Here is a 19,654-nt window from a genome sequence, read left to right as displayed (position 1 = left end):
AACCGAGAGAAACCTATCTCAGCGGAAAACTTCTTGAACCTGCTTACATTGTATTGCTTACCTCAGTGATGAACGACCGGATGGATGACCGCTTGAAATTATCAGCCTCGCGTGCTAAGGCCGCCTGGAATAGCCGCGCGGCGGTGGTTCCAGCGGGCGGCCCGTCGGGCAAGCTGCCGCCACAGGCCCTGGAGCTAGAAGCCGCCGTATTAGGGGCGCTCATGCTCGAAAAGGACGCCCTGACCACCGTAATCGACATTCTTAAAGAGCAGAGCTTCTACAAAGACGGCCACCAGCGCATCTTCAAGGCCATACTCAACCTGTTTGATAAGTCGGAGCCCATTGATATTCTGACCGTCACGCAGGAACTGCGCGAGATGGGCGAGCTAGAGGCGGCCGGCGGGGCGCACTACGTAGCCAACCTCACGTTCAAGGTCAACTCGGCGGCCAACGTAGAATATCACGCCCGTATCATCACCGAAAATGCCATAAAGCGCGAGCTGATCAATATTGCCAGCACCATTCAGCGCGACGCTTTCGAGGACACCACCGACGTATTCAACCTGCTCGATAGCACCGAACAAGCGTTGTTTGAAGTGTCGGAGTCGAACATCCGGAAGAACTTCGACGACATGCGCAGCCTGATGGGCAAGGCCATCAAAGAGCTGGAAGAAAAGAAAAACCAAAAGGACGGCCTCACGGGCGTGCCTTCTGGCTTCTCGGCACTAGACCGCGTAACCAGCGGCTGGCAACCCTCTGACTTGGTGATTATTGCGGCCCGTCCCGGCATGGGTAAAACCGCCTTCGTGGTGTCGGCTATGCGTAACGCGGCGGTGGAGTTCAAGAAGCCGGTCGCCATTTTCTCGCTGGAAATGTCGTCGCTGCAGCTCGTGAATCGTCTGATTTCGGCCGAAGCCGAACTGGATTCCGAAAAAATCAAAAAGGGCAACCTCGCCGACTACGAGTGGCCCAGCTTAACCACAAAATTTCGGCATTATCGTCGGCGCCTATCTACATCGACGATACGCCTGGCCTCAGTATTCGGGAGCTGCGCACCAAGTGCCGCCGCCTGAAAGCGCACCACGATATTTCGATGATTATCATCGACTATTTGCAGCTGATGACTGGCAACACCGACGGCAAGGGCATGGGCAACCGCGAACAGGAAATTGCTAGCATCTCGCGGGCACTCAAAGGCATTGCCAAAGAACTGAACGTGCCCGTGCTGGCCCTGTCGCAGCTCTCGCGTTCTGTGGAAACCCGTGGTGGCGACAAGAAACCTCAGCTAAGTGACCTTCGCGAATCGGGTTCGATCGAGCAGGACGCCGACATGGTAGTGTTCTTGTACCGCCCCGAGTACTACAAGATCACCGAAGATGAAATGGGCAACCCCACGCAGGGTACCGGCGAGGTTATTATTGCCAAGCACCGAAACGGCTCCCTGGAAACGGTGCAGCTCAAATTCATTGGTAAGTTCACCAAGTTTGCCGACCTCGACGGTGCCGGTGGCTTTGGCGACGCGGGCAGCTTCAATACTGGAGCCTTCCCAAGCAGCACGTTCGATGATGATGCCTCGGCCTTCGCGCCAAACACCATCCGGTTGGGCTCACGCATCAACAACGACGGTCCGCCGCCTGCGCAGCCTTTCCCCCGCAGCAACTTCGACGATGGGCCGCCCCCATTCTAAAGTCAAAAGAAAAGCGCCAGCCGTTTCCGACTGGCGCTTTTCTTTTGACCTGATGAGTTGGTCTAGTTTAGATACCGTTATCGTAATCAGAGTCGGCATTGCTGGAGTAGGAGCCTGAGCTGCCTTGCGAACCTGCGCCCCGGTACGTGGAGGATTGGCTGGAAGCGCTAGAGCCGTAGTTGGAATCGGTGGAGTAGCTGCCACCCGAGCGGGACACGTTTTCGCGGTCGAAGCTGCTAGCGTCAGCGCTGGGGCCCATGTCCATGCGGCGGCTGTTATCAGGCTGCGAACCGGCCGAGTAGTATTGCCCGCTGCTGGAGTAGCCGGTGCCGGAGTAGTAGTTTTGCTCGGGGCGCTGGTACGAGCGGTTCGTGCTAGGCGATGATTTGTAGCGGCCTGTCTCTTTTTTAGACGACTTGCCCGAGCGCATAGCCAAATACCCGATGCCAACCAGTGCGGCAGCGCCTGCTACTTTCTGTGTCGTGCTCATCTTGTTTACTTGGCCTCCTACCTGTTCCCAAGTCTTACCTACTTGTGCCCAAGAGTTAGTGAAAAAGTCACGTACCCCCTGAGGAAGCTGATCGACTACCTTCTGGGGGTTGGCATATTCCGTCCAATCTTTGGCGTCAGCAGATCGTTGGCCCGTGCCGTTGGAGGTTTTAGAGGAAGCAGAACCGCTGGTTGCGGCGCTGGTAGAAGCGGTTGGTTGGTCGTTCTGGTTTTGGTTGTCGGCTGTCGAGTTGGCAGATTGAGTAGGTTCCATAGAGTTGCTTACGATTAAGGGTACACGATAGTAGCGGTCTACTTGACTGCTAGAGACTATCCGCAAGGAAGGGCTGGTAGGTTGCGGTAGAGTCTACAGTTTTTGAATTTGAACATGATTTTATTGGTGATAATCAAGCTATAAGGCTTGAACCGCTGGCTTGACGCCCTTTTTTGTAAGATTACAGGCATGAAAAACTTATTGCGCCCTGACTTAGCCTTTCGTCTTAACGGCCGCTTGTGGGTGGAAACCAACGACGACCGATTTATGGGCATCGGCCGGTTGGAGTTGCTGACGCAGATTCAGGCGTTGGGCTCTATCTCGAAAGCAGCGCAGGCCATGGGCATGTCGTACAAGCGGGCCTGGGACTTGATTAGCTCTCTGAATGCACAGGCAGTTAGTCCGTTGGTGCTCACCCAAGCCGGCGGCAAGCGTGGGGGCGGCGCCGAAGTAACCGCAGAAGGCCGCCAGCTGATTGAGGAGTTTCAGGCGCTGCAAGAGCGGTTCCAGGAGTTCATGCAGGCCGAGCAAGCACGGCTGCTGTAGAAGTCAGCACTGAGTTAGTTTACAGGAGCAAATGAAAGGGCTCAGTCTTGCTTATGGCAGTTCAAAAGCGCAGTTCTATCTGGTACCAAATAGTGACTAACAATTTGCAGTGATATGCGTTATGTTTGAAAGAATATAACGACCTGCATGGGAAACTTTACTTGCTTAATAGCTGGGCTACCGCTAGCACTACTTTCAGGGTTCTTAACGCCGAAGTCAGCAGTAGCGCAACAGACTGCTGCGGCTACAACGCTGGCGGATACCACGCGCCAGAACGTGTCGCTAGGGGAGGTAGTCGTGGCAGCTTCGAAGGTGGAGGAAAGCTTCTTGCAGTCGCCGGTAACTGTGGAAAAGCTGAATGCGCGGGCCTTGCGCCTCACGCCGGCGCCCTCGTTTTTCGATGCTATTGAGCATCTGAAGGGTGTGCAAGTGATTACGCCGAGCTTGAGCTTTAAGGTGATTAATGCCCGCGGCTTCACCAATACCACTAACGTACGGTTTGCGCAGCTCGTGGATGGCATCGACAACCAAGCACCGCATATCGGCGGGCCGATTGGCAATGTGCTAGGACCAAGTGATTTGGATGTGCAGGCAGTGGAGATTGTGCCGGGTACAGCGGCGGCCCTCTACGGGCTGAATGCCATCAATGGGCTAGCCAATTTCAACACCAAGAATCCGTTTCGGAGTGAGGGGCTGAGTTTGCAGCAAAAGACGGGCGTCAACCACATCAACGACTCCAATAGCGGCGCGAAGCTGTTTTCTGAAACGAGTGTCCGCTACGCCAAAGTGCTGACGCCCAAGCTGGCTTTTAAAGTGAATGGCACTTATCTGCGGGGCTACGACTGGATAGCCAACGACCAAACCGAGCTCAACCCCAACGGCAACTCTACTACCAATCTGTTCGGTGCTGAAAACCCCGCTCAGGACCCGGTAAACAGCTACGGCAACGAATCCTCGAACCGCAGCACGCTGACCTTGGGCGGCAAAAGCTATTCGGTGGCCCGTACCGGCTACAACGAAAAGGATGTGGTGGACTACCACCTGCAAACCATCAAGTACGACGCTGCGCTGCACTACAAACCTAGCGCCTCTACCGAACTGGCGTACACCTACCGGGGCACCGTGCTCGACAACGTGTATCAACGCTCCAACCGCTTTCGGCTAGAGAATTACCACCTACAACAGCACGCCTTGCAGCTAACCACTCCGGTGGTACAAGCGCGTGCCTACATTACCACCGAAAATACCGGCAAGAGCTATAACCTGCGCTCGGCGGCCGAAAACCTGGACCGCAGCTACAAGCCAGATGCCGTCTGGAATCAAGATTACACCACTGCCTGGAATGCGGCCACCGCGGCCGGACAAACCGTAGCACAGGCCCACACTGGCGCCCGCACTGCCGCCGACGCGGGCCGCCTCCAACCCGGTACGCCCAAATTCAAGCAGCAGTTAAGTGCGTTAGCGGACATCAACAATTGGGACCAGGGTGCCGCCCTGCGGGTGCAGGCTGATTTGGTGCACGCCGAAGGCCAAGTGAACCTAGCCGAAGCCTTGCGCCGAAGTGGCAATCAGTGGCCCACCGTCCTCGACCTACTGGTAGGCGCCGACCACCGCACCTACATTATCAAGCCCGACGGCAACTATTTCATCAACCCCGAAGCTAACAAAGACCCCCTCAACGACAACCTGACCTACAGCAAAACCGGCGGTTTCGTGCAGGCCGGCGCCCGGTTTCTGGACGAGCGAATCCGGCTCACGGCCACGCTCCGGGCCGATAAGAACGACTACTTCAGCACCCGTTTCAATCCGCGCTTTACGGCCGTGTACTCGCCCACCCGGCAGCACAACTTCCGGGTGAGTTACCAGAGCGGCTACCGGTTTCCGAGCTTGTTTGAGGGATTTTCCAACGTGAACAGCGGACAAGTGAAGCGCATTGGCGGCCTGCGGGTGATGTCGGATGGGGTATTCGAGAACAGCTACCTGCGTAGTTCTATCGATGCCTTCAACACGGCCGTAACGGCCGCCGTCAACGCCAATACCAGCGCAGCTAGTGCCGCCGAGAAACGCCGCCTAGCTATCGAGCAAAACCAGAATCGTTTGGTCAGGACACCCTATACCTATCTGAAGCCCGAGTACATCAAGTCGTTGGAGCTAGGCTACAAGGCAGCGCTGTTGCCGGGTGGTCGGCTGTTGCTCGACGTGGATTTCTACTACAACTCCTACCGCGACTTTATTGCGCAGGTGGAAGCCTACGTGCCCAAAACCAACAACCCCGACTCGGCCGCCATCTACCTCAGCAACCGCGCCACCCAAAACCGCTACCGCCTCTGGACCAACGCTCAAAGTCAAGTCTACAACTACGGCGGTTCCCTCGGGCTACGCTACGAGCTTGCCGGCAACTACTTGGCCGGCGGCAGCGTCACCTACACCCGCCTCGACCGCACCGAGTCCGGCGACGGGTTGGAAGACGGCTTCAACACGCCCCGTTGGGCCTACAACCTAAGTGTGGGCAATGAAAACGCCTATAAGAACTTCGGGTTCGGGGTCAACTACCGCTGGCAGGCCCGGTACTACTCGCAAACCTTCCTGGTAAACGGCTACGTGCCCGCCTACCACACCCTCGACGCCCAAGTGAGCTACACCGTGGCCGCTCCCAACTTGCGCTTCAAGCTAGGTGCCAGCAACTTACTCAACGAGTACTACGTGTCGTACCTCGGTGGCCCGAGTGTAGGAGGGCTGTACTACCTAGCCGTGACGTATGGCCTGTAAAGCCAAACCCGGACGGTAGCACTGCAACTTCAGCACGCGAGATGCTTCGGCTCCGCTCAGCAGAACGTGCTGGCGTGGGTAACGTCAGACACAGGATAAAACAAATAAAGCCGAGCGGGCAGGCCCACTCGGCTTCACTGAATAACTAGATAGTAGCTGGCCTACTTTACTACTAGCATGCGGGCGTTGATAATGCCTTCCTGGAGATACACACGAATGATGTACACGCCAGCCGCAAGCTTCGAGGTGGCAAGCTCTAGCTGATTAGCGCCGGCCACGGTTGACTGCGTTTCTTGCAAGGCCACCTGACCCTGACTATTCAACACTTCTACACGCGCTGCTTGCTTTGCCGCGGCTGTGAAGGACAACGTGGCTTTTTCAGAAACTGGATTGGGGTAAAGGCTCCATTGACTGGCCGCTACTCGGGTGCTTGCTTTGGTTTTCAGCGCTGTAGGAGTACTAGTCCGGGCTGCTGCTGACGTGCTTTCGATGAGCAGAGCCGCTAGCTTTGCGTTTTCGAGGTCGGTGCGAAATTGCAGGTTAAGCTCCCCATCGGTTACGGTCACGGTCCGGACGATGTCGAGGGCGGTGAGGCTGCCGACTTGCGCAACCATATCTAGGTCATTTACTACTACCTGGTTTTCGGCTAGTATATCAAACTGGCGCTGCTGAGGGGCTTGCCAGAATATCTCGGCGAGCTTGAACGTAACGCGGTAGGTGCCATTGGACAGGGGCACATTGTAACTAAAATTGCCGTACCGCTCCGTTTGATACAGCAAGTCATCGGAGGTGTTGGCAATCGGACTGGTGGTACTAAACGTGCTGCCGCCGCTGAAGTATTGGTCGTTCTGGTAGGTAATATTAGTAGCGTCGGTGTAGGCGCTGCCGCCCGCGTTTAGCGCCAGCACCACGCCGCTCTGACCCATAACGGTAAGTGTAATTTTGGCACCCGCTACTGCATAGCCCGGCGCGGTGGCGGCTATGGTGGCCGTGTAGGTACCCGGCGCCAGACCGGCCGCATTGACTTGCAGCGCCACTTCCTGCCCTAACGGACCGGCGGTGCCAGTGCTGGCGGACAGGCTGAGCCAAGCGGGAGCATTGGGGAGCGTGAGGGTGTAGGAAGCCGTGCCAGATAAAGTCCACAACAGGTTTTTGAGTGTTGTGCTGCCCCCCGGCACGAGCGAGGCAGCGAGTTGTGGGTTAGAAAAGCGTAGTACGTTGCTGGGCGTCCGGGTGATGGTGCTGACTTGGGTGGTCTTCTCGGGCACGGCAAAATTGTCGCGGGCGCCTTGAGCTACCACTAGCTTGTTGCCTATGGCTTGCGCAAAAGGGGCTACCAAAGTGGCGGGCAGGCTGCAATACTGGCGCCAGCTATTGGTATCAGGCGTGTAGCTCAGAATGTCGGCGTAGTCGGTGGAGTTGTTGCTGCCGCCCACAATCAGGATCTGGCCGTCGAGGGTGAAGGTGCCGGGCTCGAAGTGAGACCGGGGACCCGGCAGGTCAGGTAGCCGCGTCCAGGTGTTAGTAGCGGGGTCGTAGACGTGCACCAAGGAGTTGATGTCGCGGCCTTGGTCGTGGCCATACTGGCCGCCAATGGCGTACACTTTGCCACCCAAAGAGGCGCCGGCCAAGTGGTTGCGGGGGTTGGGCAGCGGCGCAGCCGACTGCCAACCAGCGGCCAGATTATCCACGTCCAACACATAATGGTCACCGGCATCGGTGTGGCGGTCGGGCAGTACACCCCCAAACGCATGAATTTTGCGGCCAACCAACGCCGCCGCATTAGAGCCGCGCGGAGCCGGCAGGGAAGGGCCGAAATTCCAGGTGTTGGTTCGAGTATCGTAGACCTGTACGGCAGCCGTCACGGGGCCGGGGTGCACTTCGCCCTGAAAACCACCAATCAGCCAGACCTGTTCGTCGACCACCGCAACGCCCATGTGGGTAACGGGGTAGGGCGCCGGGGCTAAGTTGGTCCACTGGTTGGTATTCACATCATAGCGTTGCGTGAGGTTGGTGCCCTGTAGGTTGCCGTAGTAGCCCCCAAACGTGTAGAGCTGGCCATTCACCACGGCGCTTTGGCCCTCCTTGCGCTCCAAGGCGGAGGGAGCGGCCGCCACCCACTGGCAGCCCGTGGAAGAAGTGTCGGCAGTACGTAGTACTTCGATGGCTGCCACGCTAGGCTGGTCCGTAACGGCCGCAAAATCTAGGGTTAGCGTGTTATCCGTTACGGTGCTCTGATACTCTTTGACAACGGCCGTCATCGAGCCGGCTTCAGCTACGATGTCGTAGTTGACGAGGACGGGACGGCCTTCTAAGTTCACATTGAACACGCGCCGGCCAGCTCCGCCCGGTCCGCCCCCGGTTGCCCCAAAGTAGATTTCGGCGAAGTGCAGGCGCACCGTGTACGTGCCCGCCGACACCGGAATGTTGTAGCTAAAAGGCACTAAGTTGGCCGAGGCGCTGTGCTCGGTGCGGTATAGCTCGTCGTCGTTGGTTTGCAGCACATCGGCAATGGATGAGTTGCTAAACGACTTGCCACCATTGAAATAGGCATCGGCCTCGAAAAACTTGCCACTGCTTTGCACGGCCCCGCCGCCGCAATTGATGCGGATAGTGTCACCACTCGCGGCTAGCCGGGCAGATGTCTGCTGAACGGGTAGGGTGGGGGACTCTAAAAGAGGTTTTGCCACCAGACTAGGTCCGACGAACAGGCAAGCCCCCCAAAGCAATGTTGCTACCGTGCGAGGTAGTTGCGCAAGTATATTTTCTTTCATAGCAAGAAGGTGGAAGATGACTAGGTTGATTGATGGAAGCGTCCAGGAGTTCGTTTGGGCCTAATGCATCATTAAGGAAATACCAGGCAGCTAGAATATGCAGCCGGTTTTCCGCTAGCGCCCGCACCGTTCAATGGCAAATATGGAATATGCAGGATGACTGATACTATATACCTCATCCGTCGAGTTATGTTCGCCTGCACTGGCTTTATTCTTATCGCCGTACGGATTAATAAAGCATTAACCACCTGTGCTTTGAACAAGGGTGAAGGCTTGCAGTAGATGGCAGTTAGCTCGTGGTTTTCGCTAAAGGAAAAGCCAAAAGCGAGTACTATGAACACAAGCGGCCTGGCTTCGCAATGGCACTGAAACCTGAAAGTTCATCGGTACCCTGTTGTTGCTAACTCGGGTTTAAGCTTGAAATGCGTAACAACCCGTGAGTTGCCGACAGGAAGTTTGCAACCGAACAAAGCAAATACCAGCGAAATAGTAACGCTAGGCGAAGTGGGGGCGTATGGATACGGAACAGGTCAGAGCTAACTGCTACACGGCTTCTACCTCACTCCACCACTGCACGCAGACTATGAAACCAACTCCGACCATCCCGTCCGCCGGCTTCGGCGCGCTGCCTGAGCCACCGGCTACTGGGAATGTTACCCTAATTATCAACGGCGTGCGCCGCGAAATGCAGTTGGCCCCCTGGACTTCGCTACTCGATGCCCTCCGCGAGTACGCCGACCTGACCGGTACCAAAAAAGGCTGCGACCATGGGCAGTGCGGTTCCTGTACGGTGCTCGTGAACGGCAAGCGCATCAACAGCTGCCTCACACTGGCCGTAATGCAGGACGGCAACGAAGTAACCACCATCGAAGGGCTGGGCCAGGAAGGCAACCTGCACCCGTTGCAGCAAGCCTTTATCGACCACGATGCCTTCCAGTGCGGCTACTGCACGCCCGGCCAGATTTGCTCGGCCCAAGGGCTTATCAATGAAGGCCGCGCCCACACCGAAGACGAAATCCGGGAGTTGATGAGTGGCAACCTCTGCCGCTGCGGCGCCTACGTAGGCATCTTGGCCGCGGTGAAGGAAGTGGTAGACAAGCAGAAGGTGAAGTTGTGAAAGGCGAAGTTGTGAAGGTGCCATACGGCTGCTTCGCATAACACTGCTTCACAAACTCACAATTTCTCAACTTCACCCCCTCGACCCCATGAACAGCTTCACCTATACCAGCGCGACGGCCGTGGACACGGCCGTGCGCGACAAGTCCACCAACTCGAAATCGGCGTTTGTGGCGGGCGGCACCAACCTCTTGGATTTGATGAAGGAAAACGTGGAAAAGCCCACGCACCTCATCGGCCTCAACAAGCTGCCGCTCACGGCCATCGAAGACAACCCGGAAGGCGGCCTGCGGCTCGGCGCCCTTGCCACCAACGCCGATACCGCTTGGCACCCCGAAGTGGAAAAGCGGTATCCGTTGCTAAGCCAGACGATATTGGCCGGTGCCACGGCCCAACTACGCAACATGGCCACCAACGGCGGCAACTTGCTCCAGCGCACCCGCTGCTACTATTTCTACGACACCTCCACGCCCTGCAACAAGCGGGAGCCTGGCTCCGGTTGCTCGGCCTTGCAAGGCTACAACCGCATCCACGCAATTTTGGGCACCAGTCCGCAGTGCATTGCCACGCACCCCTCGGATATGGCTGTGGCCCTGGCCGCCCTCGAAGCCACCGTGCGCGTGAGTGGCCCGCACGGCGAGCGGACCATTGCCTTCGATGACTTCCATCGCCTGCCCGGCGACCAACCAGAGCGCGACAACACACTCGAAACCGGCGAGCTGATTACGGCGCTGGATATGCCGGCCAAAGGCTTCGAGAAGAACTTCACCTATCTCAAGCTGCGCGACCGGACCAGCTACGCCTTCGCCGTAGTATCGGTGGCGGTCGGGTTGGAGCTGGAAGGTAACACCATCAAGGAGGCCCGCATTGCTTTGGGCGGCGTGGCGCACAAGCCGTGGCGCGACATGGCAGTAGAGGAAACCCTCCGCGGTCAGTCGGCTACCGAAGACAATTTCCGTCAAGCCGCCACGGCCATCATGCACAACGCCCAAGGCTACGGCTACAACAACTTCAAGATCGAGCTCGGCAAGCGCGCCATCGTGCGAGCCCTCAAGCAGGCCACCGAAATGGACCAGCCCCTCGATGCCAACGCTTATCTAAACTCGAATCCATGAGCCAGCTTATAACTACTCCGCCCACCGTCGAGGCGGGCACCACCGGAACCAGCTACATCGGCAAGCCCACCAACCGCGTCGATGGGCCGGCCAAGGTGACGGGCGCCGCCAAGTATTCGGCCGAATTCAAGGTGCCGGGTATGCTGTATGGCTACGTGGTCAACAGCACCATCACCAAGGGCCGCATTACCAAAATTCACTCCGAGCCCGTGTTGGCGCTGCCGGGCGTGGTGCAGATTTTCTCGCATGAGAACGTACCGTCGTTAGCCTGGTTCGACCGCAACTACAAAGACGATGTAGCACCCGGCGGCTCGCCGTTCCGGCCCCTGCACGACGAGAAAATCATGTTCAACATGCAGCCTGTGGCAGTGGTCATAGCCGAAACGTTCGAGCTGGCCCGCTACGGCGCGTCGCTGTTGCAGATCGACTACGAGGAAGAGAAATTTGAAACCAATATCGAGCTGAAGCGCGACGAAGGGTTCGAGCCGGGCCGAGGCAAAACCGGCTGGATGCCGCCACCGTCGCCTCGCGGCAACCCCAACGACGCGCTGAAAAACGCTACCCACCGCATCGAGGGCGAGTACATGCACGGCACGCAGCATCACAACCCCATGGAGATGTTCGGTACCACCGTGGAGTATCATCCCGATGGCAAAATCACGGCCTACGACAAAACGCAGGGCGTGTACAACGTGCAGCAGTACATCACCAAAATTTTTGGGCTCAGTAAAGACGAAGCCCGGGTGATTAACCTGTACATGGGCGGTGGGTTCGGCTCGGGCCTGCGGCCCCAATACACGGTGTTCTTGGCGGTGCTGGCCGCGCTGGAACTGAAACGCTCGGTGCGCGTGACGCTCACGCGCCAGCAGATGTTCTCGTTTGGCCACCGTCCCCACACGCTGCAATACGTGAAGATGGGCACCAACCCCGACGGCACGCTGGCCGCCCTGCAACACCACGCCCTCCACGAGACTTCGAAATTCGAGGACTACACCGAAAACGTGGTGAACTGGTCGGGCATGCTCTATCAGTGCGACAACGTGAAGTTGGGCTATCAGATAGCGAAGCTCGACGTGTTTACGCCCCAAGACATGCGCGCCCCCGGTGCCGCCACCGGCTCCTTCGCCCTCGAAGTAGCCATGGACGAAATGGCTTACGCCGCCGGACTCGACCCGCTTGACTTCCGCATCCGCAACTACGCCGAGCGCGACCAAAACCTGAAGCGGCCTTTCTCTAGCAAGAAACTGCGCGAGTGCTACCACCAAGGCGCCGCCCGATTCGGATGGGACAAACGCACCGCAGAGCCGCGCTCCATGCGCGAAGGCAACATGCTAATCGGTTGGGGCATGGCCGGAGGCGTATGGGATGCTTCCATGCAGAAAGTTAGCGCCAAAGCCACGCTCACCGCCGACGGTAAGCTAACCGTAGCCAGCGCCACAGGTGACATTGGCACCGGCACCTATACCATTATGACGCAAATAGCGGCCGAAACGCTTGGCTTGCCTCTGGAGGCCGTAACGTTCCAACTCGGGGACACGGATCTACCGGAGTCGCCGGTGGAAGGCGGTTCCTGGACGGCGGCCTCAGTGGGCACAGCCGTGCAGAAAGTTTGCCAGAATATCGGAGAAAAGCTGCTCAAGCTCGCTCAGAAGATGGAAGGCCACCCGCTCAAAGGCGCCGACATCGACGACGTAGAGTTTGCCAACGGCCAGATACGCCTGCGCGAAAAGCCAGAAGAAGCGGTTGTTATCCGCGACGTACTGCAAGCCAGTGGTGAAGAGAAGCTGGAGGCCACCAGTAACTCTGGACCCGATATGATCAAGCAGCTACCGTACTCGTTGCACTCCCACAACGCCGTGTTCGTGGAAGTGAAGGTAGACGAGGACTTGGGTACCGTGCACGTGACGCGGGTAGTGAATGCTGTAGCTGCCGGCCGTATTCTGAACACCAAAACCGCTCGCAGCCAGGTGCTTGGCTCGGTGGTGTGGGGCATTAGCATGGCCATGATGGAAGAAACCGTCATGGACCACCACTTCGGCCGCTACATGAACCACAACTACGCCGAGTACCACATTCCCGTCAACGCCGACATCCACGACATTGACGTGGTTTTCGTAGAAGAGGAAGACGACAAAGTGAATCCTCTCGGCGTGAAAGGTATCGGTGAAGTTGGCTTGCTCGGTGTAGCCGCCGCCATCACCAACGCCGTGTACCACGCCACCGGCAAGCGCATCCGCGAGTTGCCAATCTACATGGACAAGCTGCTGTAGCATAATCTTCGGCACGAACTATAATAAAAAACAAAGGCGTCAAAACATGTTTTGACGCCTTTGTTTTTTATTTCATTCCTAATTTTCTATAGCCCTCAAATATTTTGCTTGTTTCAAAAAAGTATGTTCTTTTTTCTCCGTCTTCAGTATCTACATCCATTTTATCGCATAAACCATCAGTAGTATCAGTGCTTTGTTGTAATAATTTAGCTCCAATCATTTGCAGTATAAAATATTCTTCGTCTAATTGAATTACTGGCCAAGCTGTCGAGCAAGTTTTTCCATCATCGTTTTTTATAATTGAATTAAGCAATCCAAAATGAATTTTGTAGTATTTTGATGCGTTAACTGAATCGCCAATTATTTTATAAGTTTGCCTTAGTACTTTGTGAGCAAATATATTTGTGTAATTAATAGTTAGCATTGCTTTGGCTGTTCTAATTACATTATTATATTCTTTATTTGTCATTTCAGATATTATTTGATTTCTTAGTTTATTATGGTCTTTAAATTTTTTTGATGCTAATATAAATTGTTCGCTTTCTATAAAGCTATATCTAAAATCTAAGTAATCAATAGAAGTTTGCCCAGCCTCAAGCTGTTTTACATAGGAACTATATTTATCATTAAACTTGGGAATAGATATTTTGTCCATGCTTTGACCGAGCAAAGGAAATATCCTTGCGATAAGCATAATAAGCAATAATGCTATTTTGGTCATACTTTGTGTTGGAAATAAGTGAGAAAGCCTGTATAATTATCTCCCTTGCTTGAGGTCTAATATCTTCGAGGTCTCATAAGCAAGCTCGAAGTACTGGTTGTTATTGAACTCGAACTCAGCAATTACCTCAAGCCCCAGTTTTTGGGTGTGTGCAGCATAAGACCGCGCATTTATTTTGTTGATAAAGGTCACCAACACAGGATACTTAGTTGACATCTGCTCCCTTGCGAAATCAAAAATAGCTTCTAGCAATCCGCTGCCTCTATGGGCTTTATCAACGCAAATAGGGCCATACTGATAGGAATTATAGGCATCCAGCTTATAGCCAGCATATTCCAGCGTGGGCAGGCGCTCAATCATATAGGAGAATATCGGCCACACTGACCAAAACTGCCAGGACGCCGACATAATGTATGCAATTACGGCCTCGTCTTGCACGGCAATGAAAAGACCTTGCTCTTCCTCGATCAGCTTCGTTAGTTGCTCTCTAGTGAATGATGTGGTTACGAAGCCGTCCTTTTTATCTTCCTCCAGAATCGTATCAAGCTGGTATTTCTTGTGAAGATTCAAGACGCCTTCAATATCATCTAATCTAGCTACTTTAAGCTCCATGGGTAGTAATTGAGAAGAGAATGTAATGATGTTAGTTTTAGGTAGTGCCATTTATCCTTTCGAGCACTTGCCGTGGTGTCTTGTTGTATCTATTGTGGTGGTCAAGGTTTGAGCCGTTCTGGATGAATAGATTCACTACTCTCTGGTCATCTTTTGAATTGAACAAGGCTGTCCAAATTGGGGTGTTGCCATGCACGTCTGGTAGTTCAAGACTTGCTCCTTTGGCAATCAGCAGTTCGGCGCATCCTAATTGCTTCTCCTGGCCAGCGAAGTGAAGTGCACAATAACCATTTCTATCTTGATGATTGACGTTAGCTCCATTATCTATTAGCCACCCAAGGATGTTGGTATTGCCGTAGAATGTTGCCCAAAGTAAAGCTGTTCGTAAGTAGCCGTCACAGGCATCAATGCCTACTTCGGACAGAACCTGCTTTACTTTTGGAGCGTTGCCTTCTCTGATGCTAAAAATCACATCATCGACACGAGGGTTTGATTTGTTGGGTCTACCTGCTCTTGCCATATATCTATCCTAAATGATGCACAGCTAGTAATTACTGACATAATTTGCTGCGTGCTGCAATATATACACGGTCATAATGCTTCACTTTATTTCTCCTATATCAACATCTGATTGCTTACGATGGGGTAGAAAATTGTAGCCGTTACGAATTAAGCTCACTCATCTACTTGATGACCTATCGTGACGAAAGGGTTACTGAAAACAAGAAAGCCCCGAACCCATTTAGTTTCGGAGCTTTCACTCTATCGAGATGCTCTGAAATCCTTTATCTATTTCTTCTCTACCAATTTAAACTCGACCCTCACCAAATCGGTATCGGAATTCGGGCGCATGATGGGCTGTGGATTTATGCCAACCCGTTCGGGGTCGAAAGGACCCAGCAGCGCAAGGTTTCTTTGAGCCTCAATGAGCTTTGCCCGGCTAAACTTAGCGCCAGGACGCAGGGGTATAGCTTCCATCAAAGACTGCGTAGACGTTTTGCCATTGCCCGTGAAGGTGATGATGTCAAGTTGCGCTGCCCGACCTTCGGAAATCTTAAATGTTAGATCCACACTACCATTGGGCTGGCGCTTGACAGCGGGAGTAATGGAAGAGAACAGATAGCCTTGGTCCATGTAAAGGGAAGCCACATCCTTGCCATCGGGTGAGAAGTTGAGGCGCTTCCCCAAGGCGAGCGAGTCGTAGGCGTCGCCGGGTTTCAGGCCGAGGGCTTGGTTGAGGCGCTCGGTAGAGACTACCGTGTTGCCTTCCCACGTAATGCGGCCGATAGGCGTAGTAGCAGCAGCGGCGGCGGATGAAGTCTCAGGGCAACGGTCGGACTCGGCGAGTCAACGCAAGACGTAGCCATCCACGCACCGGCTAAGAGGGGTGCAATCAGGAGGAAGCGCAGCTTTTGCAGGGGGCGGGAGGATGGCGTAGTAAGCATAGTAATGCGCTGAATTATATGTTTGGTGGAAAAGGCGTGAACTAGGGTAAGCGGGGACTGCTGCGCAGCCAGCTTAATCAGTAATTGACCGTAGCCGGAAATGCTGCCAGCCGTGCGGGCTACCGTGGCATCGGCCAGATACTCGTGTACCTCTTTTAGCTGCTGGCGCACATAATAAACCGCCGGGTTAAACCACAGCAGCACCGCTACACCTTCCAGCAGCAGAATATCTAGTGTATGACGTTGCTGCACATGCACCAATTCGTGTTGCAGAAGCTGCTGCTGTTCCGTGGAGTTAAGGCTAGCGTGCAGCGGCGATAAAAACACGCTCCGCCCGAATGAAAAGGCGGGCATGTTGGGGTTGGAAAGCTCAACCAGCCAATAAGCGCCTTTATTGGTGCGCGGATGCCGCCGCGCCAGCTGCCACAGCCACCACAGGTTCCGCCCCAAGTTTTGCAGCCGATACAGCACGCCGACCGCATACACCACCAACATTCCGCCTAGCACCAAAGCCCACACATCCAGCGACGAAGCCGACGAGGCAGCAGAAGCAGTACTTGCCGTGGGACGAGTCCAGTTTAGTTGCAAGAGTAGCGGCCCGCTCTCAGCCGCCGGGGCAGCAAACAAGTAGGCGAGGCCCGGAAACGACAGCAGCGGCAGCACCAAACTAGCCAGCACGCTTCCCAACAAATACCACCGATTCCAGCTGAAGTAGGTAAGGCCGGCTAGCAGCAGCCGGTACGCGAGAGCGAAAACAGCCAGGCAGAAAGACGCTTCCGCTAGGTACAGCAAGTAGTTACTGAGCATCGCCATCTTGTTTGGATGCCTGATCGGCTTGGAGTAACTTAAGCAGCAACAATTGAACTTGCTGTTGATCAAGCTTTTCCTCTTCCACCATAAACGATACTAAGTCGGAGGGCGAGTTGTCGAAGTACTGCGTAAGCAGGCGCTTGAAGCTGGCGGTCCGGTATTGGGCGCGGCTGATCAACGGAAAGTATTCGTAAGTCTTGCCGTACGCTTTAAACCCCACATACTCCTTACGCTCCAGAATGCGCACCACCGACGAGATGGTGTTGTAGGGCGGTTTCGGCTCGTCAGGCAGTTGCTCGATGATGTCCTTCACGAAAGCTTTCTTCAGCTTCCAAAGGATTTGCATGATGCGCTCCTCGGTTTTGGTTAGCTCTTCCATGTGATGAATGTACAACGTATATTTCAGTTTAACAACTTATTCATACGTTATAGACCTTATTCATCAGGTAAACAGTGTTGAATCTATTCAGGATATAAAGTAATATCCTGAATATCAGTATGTATACTTGGAGTTTACTTTTTATACTATGCAGTAGCCTTTTCGATAAAATAGCTGATTGAAAGAATTATGTAGGTACATTTGTTGTATGGTATATAGGCTCAGCATCAACAAGGTGTCTGAGGTTTAGCCATAGTAACCATTGCCTCCCGTCATGAACTCTCTGCAAGATCTCCACGCCACCGCCAGCAGTTTTCAGAAAACGGCGAAGATGCCAGTGCTCTTTGTAGGCCACGGCTCGCCGATGAATGCGCTGGCCGATAATCCGTTCACGCAAACGTTGCATCAGCTAGGCCGCGACATTCGCAACGTGCAGCCACCGCGCGCCGTGCTGGTAGTGTCGGCGCACTGGCTCACGCGCGGCACCTTTGTGGCCGTGAACGAGCGGCCCGAAACCATTCACGATTTCGGTGGCTTCCCGCAGGAGTTGTTTGCTATGCAGTATCCCGCACCCGGTGCGCCCGACGTAGCGCAGGAAGTGCTGGCCGCTCTGCCCGATGCGCACCCCACCGACGAGTGGGGCCTCGACCACGGTACCTGGACCGTACTGCATCACTTGTTTCCGGAGGCCGATATTCCGGTTTTCCAACTCAGCATCGACTACTACAAGCCGATGACCTTCCATGCCGAACTATCCAAGCAGCTTCAGTTTTTGCGGCGCCGCGGCGTGCTGATTGTGGGGAGCGGCAACATCGTGCACAACTTGCGCCAAAGCATGCCCAAGTTCATGAACGACGATGCCACGCCCTATGCGTGGGCGCAGGAGTTCGATGAGTGGGCGAAAGCGAAAATCAATCAGCGCGATTTGCTCGCGTTGGCGCATTACCAGCAAGCCGGGGCCAGCGGCTCCCTCTCGGTACCCACCCCCGACCACTACATTCCGATGCTCTACAGCTTGGCCCTAGCCGAGCCCGACGACCAGATTCGCCACGCGTACGAGGAGGTAAGCTTTGGCGGCATGAGCATGCGCACGTTTGTGGTGGCGTAGGAGGAGCCGGCTGAAATGGAAGCTAAATAGGTTTTCTAAGTCCTCTGTGCAGAATAGCAGTGTGCTAGTCCTAGAAATAGGTTGATGTTGGGCTATATGGTTGGTGATTATAAAGGAAGACCGTCATGCTGAGCGCAGTCGAAGCATCTCGCTAGTGTGGTAAGCCCATGCCATTGCAACGTCAGCACGCGAGATGCTTCGGCTGCGCTCAGCATGACGGGTACTTTGACAACGTCAGTACGCGGGGTGCTTTGCTTTATTAACCGAAGCCAGATAAGCACGGTGGTCAAAGAAAACAAAGACATGAAAGCAGTATGGAATTCTGACTATTCGGATAGTCTACAGCATACACTAGTGGTTTTGAACGGCTGGTATGTAGCTTAGGGCATCTCTCGCTGCTATATCATGCCAATGCGCATTTCGTACTTACCAAAAAGTGCCGCAATTCTAGCGCTTGGCGCTAGCTTACTGTTTGCTTCTGCCGCTCAGTCGCAACAAGCTGCCACCAAGCCAACCACTCACCAACTGAAACCCACGCCTACAACCGTAGCGTGGGGCTTTTATGATGCCGCTGCCAAGCCCGTGCTGCGCATCAAGTCGGGTGACAAAGTGGAAGTGCAAACACTTATCACCTCTAGCCCTACGCGGCTGGAGGGGGCGGGGCTGCCGCCAGACCAGGTAGAACAGTCGTTGCGCGACATTCACAAAGACGTAACCAACAAAGGACCCGGAGGCCACATTCTCACCGGCCCTATCTACGTGGAAGGCGCAGAGCCCGGCGACGTGCTGGAAATACGCATCAAGAAAGTGGAGTTGGCTATTCCGTATGCCTACAATGCCTTCGGCCCAACCAGCGGCTTTCTGCCCGAGGACTTCGGCTACGCCAAAATGCGCATTATCCCGCTCGACAAGAAACGGATGATGGCCCAGTTTGCTCCTGGCATTGAAATTCCGCTACGGCCGTTTTTCGGTAGCATGGGCGTAGCGCCGCCGCCCGCTTCGGGCCGCGTCAATAGCGCCCCGCCCGGCATCCACGCCGGCAACCTCGACAACAAAGAACTGGTAGCGGGCACCACGCTCTATATCCCGGTGCACGTACCCGGCGCCCTGTTTGAAGTAGGCGACGGACATGCCGGCCAAGGCAACGGCGAAGTGGACATCACCGCCCTGGAAACGTCCTTGACTGGCACGCTAGAATTCATTGTGCGCAAAGACATGCACCTGACCTGGCCCGCGCCGAAACGCCTACCGACTACATCACGATGGGTACCGACGAGGACCTGACCAAAGCCACCAAAGTGGCACTGCGCGAGATGATCGACTTTCTCATGAAAGAGAAAAACCTCAGCCACGACGATGCCTACATGCTCGCTAGCGTAGCCGCCGACATGGAAATTACGCAGCTAGTAGACGGTACGAAGGGCGTCCACAGCATGATTCCGAAGAAGATATTCACGGGTAAGTCGGCCGTGGGCATGGGTAAGAGCAAATAGAAATTGGAAGCCTTATTACGAAGCCTCTGCTACTAGGTGAGCAAGA

The 19,654-nt window shown here is 54.8% G+C and carries 16 protein-coding genes and 1 pseudogene; 9 read left to right on the top strand and 8 right to left on the bottom strand.

The window, feature by feature from the left end; translation table 11 throughout:
* Window positions 1-221: 221 nt before the first annotated feature.
* Window positions 222-1,687 (top strand): annotated as a pseudogene (gene dnaB / locus MUN86_RS13860) (replicative DNA helicase).
* Between the two features lie 67 nt (window positions 1,688-1,754).
* Here the strand turns inward: dnaB and MUN86_RS13855 are convergent.
* Window positions 1,755-2,450 carry a hypothetical protein gene (locus MUN86_RS13855; RefSeq protein WP_245118582.1) on the bottom strand — a complete coding sequence of 232 codons (696 nt, stop codon included), beginning with the start codon at window positions 2,448-2,450 and terminating at the stop codon, window positions 1,755-1,757.
* Window positions 2,451-2,639: 189 nt separating this feature from the next.
* On the opposite strand from MUN86_RS13855, the gene MUN86_RS13850 reads away from it, so the two are divergent.
* Window positions 2,640-2,996, top strand: coding sequence for a winged helix-turn-helix domain-containing protein (locus MUN86_RS13850; RefSeq protein ID WP_245118580.1), 357 nt, complete (start codon window positions 2,640-2,642; stop codon window positions 2,994-2,996).
* A gap of 147 nt (window positions 2,997-3,143) precedes the next feature.
* The gene (locus MUN86_RS13845) at window positions 3,144-5,765 is read left to right on the top strand and encodes a TonB-dependent receptor (RefSeq protein WP_245118578.1); all 2,622 of its coding nucleotides are present in this window, start codon (window positions 3,144-3,146) and stop codon (window positions 5,763-5,765) included.
* A gap of 161 nt (window positions 5,766-5,926) precedes the next feature.
* Here the strand turns inward: MUN86_RS13845 and MUN86_RS13840 are convergent, their stop codons facing one another.
* Window positions 5,927-8,539 (bottom strand): malectin domain-containing carbohydrate-binding protein, encoded by a 2,613-nt coding sequence (locus tag MUN86_RS13840; RefSeq protein WP_245118577.1) that lies wholly within the window; start codon window positions 8,537-8,539, stop codon window positions 5,927-5,929.
* Between the two features lie 583 nt (window positions 8,540-9,122).
* Between MUN86_RS13840 and MUN86_RS13835 the strand changes: the two genes are divergently transcribed.
* The 3 genes from MUN86_RS13835 to MUN86_RS13825 all read left to right on the top strand — a co-directional run bounded on the left by MUN86_RS13835 (window position 9,123) and on the right by MUN86_RS13825 (window position 13,040).
* Window positions 9,123-9,656, top strand: coding sequence for a (2Fe-2S)-binding protein (locus tag MUN86_RS13835; protein ID WP_280640520.1), 534 nt, complete (start codon window positions 9,123-9,125; stop codon window positions 9,654-9,656).
* Window positions 9,657-9,744: 88 nt separating this feature from the next.
* Window positions 9,745-10,770, top strand: coding sequence for an FAD binding domain-containing protein (locus tag MUN86_RS13830; protein WP_245118575.1), 1,026 nt, complete (start codon window positions 9,745-9,747; stop codon window positions 10,768-10,770).
* The gene (locus MUN86_RS13825; protein WP_245118573.1) at window positions 10,767-13,040 is read left to right on the top strand and encodes a xanthine dehydrogenase family protein molybdopterin-binding subunit; all 2,274 of its coding nucleotides are present in this window, start codon (window positions 10,767-10,769) and stop codon (window positions 13,038-13,040) included. Before MUN86_RS13830 ends, MUN86_RS13825 begins: the two co-directional genes overlap by 4 nt.
* A 67-nt stretch (window positions 13,041-13,107) precedes the next feature.
* Here the strand turns inward: MUN86_RS13825 and MUN86_RS13820 are convergent, their stop codons facing one another.
* From MUN86_RS13820 to MUN86_RS13795, 6 genes are all read right to left on the bottom strand, one after another.
* Window positions 13,108-13,761, bottom strand: coding sequence for a DUF4919 domain-containing protein (locus tag MUN86_RS13820; RefSeq protein WP_245118571.1), 654 nt, complete (start codon window positions 13,759-13,761; stop codon window positions 13,108-13,110).
* Between the two features lie 36 nt (window positions 13,762-13,797).
* Entirely contained in the window at window positions 13,798-14,373 is a 576-nt protein-coding gene (locus tag MUN86_RS13815) for a GNAT family N-acetyltransferase (protein ID WP_245118570.1), read from the bottom strand.
* A 37-nt stretch (window positions 14,374-14,410) separates the two neighbouring features.
* Window positions 14,411-14,893: an ankyrin repeat domain-containing protein gene (locus tag MUN86_RS13810; protein WP_245118568.1), complete on the bottom strand. Its 483-nt coding sequence runs from the start codon at window positions 14,891-14,893 to the stop codon at window positions 14,411-14,413.
* A 269-nt stretch (window positions 14,894-15,162) separates the two neighbouring features.
* The gene (locus MUN86_RS13805; protein ID WP_245125738.1) at window positions 15,163-15,651 is read right to left on the bottom strand and encodes a POTRA domain-containing protein; all 489 of its coding nucleotides are present in this window, start codon (window positions 15,649-15,651) and stop codon (window positions 15,163-15,165) included.
* A complete protein-coding gene (locus MUN86_RS13800) occupies window positions 15,627-16,625 on the bottom strand; it encodes a M56 family metallopeptidase (protein WP_245118567.1) in 999 nt (332 codons plus the stop codon). The genes MUN86_RS13805 and MUN86_RS13800 overlap by 25 nt, the downstream gene beginning before the upstream one ends.
* Window positions 16,615-17,007 (bottom strand): BlaI/MecI/CopY family transcriptional regulator, encoded by a 393-nt coding sequence (locus MUN86_RS13795; protein ID WP_245118564.1) that lies wholly within the window; start codon window positions 17,005-17,007, stop codon window positions 16,615-16,617. The genes MUN86_RS13800 and MUN86_RS13795 overlap by 11 nt, the downstream gene beginning before the upstream one ends.
* A gap of 274 nt (window positions 17,008-17,281) precedes the next feature.
* On the opposite strand from MUN86_RS13795, the gene ygiD reads away from it, so the two are divergent.
* The 3 genes from ygiD (at window position 17,282) to MUN86_RS13780 (ending at window position 19,608) form a co-directional block, all read left to right on the top strand.
* The gene (ygiD, locus tag MUN86_RS13790) at window positions 17,282-18,115 is read left to right on the top strand and encodes a 4,5-DOPA-extradiol-dioxygenase (protein ID WP_245118562.1); all 834 of its coding nucleotides are present in this window, start codon (window positions 17,282-17,284) and stop codon (window positions 18,113-18,115) included.
* Window positions 18,116-18,526: 411 nt separating this feature from the next.
* Window positions 18,527-19,399, top strand: coding sequence for an acetamidase/formamidase family protein (locus tag MUN86_RS13785; protein WP_245118561.1), 873 nt, complete (start codon window positions 18,527-18,529; stop codon window positions 19,397-19,399).
* Complete coding sequence (locus MUN86_RS13780; RefSeq protein WP_245118559.1) at window positions 19,378-19,608, top strand: acetamidase/formamidase family protein; 231 nt, start codon at window positions 19,378-19,380, stop codon at window positions 19,606-19,608. The genes MUN86_RS13785 and MUN86_RS13780 overlap by 22 nt, the downstream gene beginning before the upstream one ends.
* Window positions 19,609-19,654 lie beyond the last annotated feature (46 nt).

It is taken from the genome of Hymenobacter volaticus (assembly GCF_022921055.1).
Classification (GTDB): domain Bacteria; phylum Bacteroidota; class Bacteroidia; order Cytophagales; family Hymenobacteraceae; genus Hymenobacter; species Hymenobacter volaticus.
This window is presented reverse-complemented; position numbering and strand designations above follow the sequence as displayed.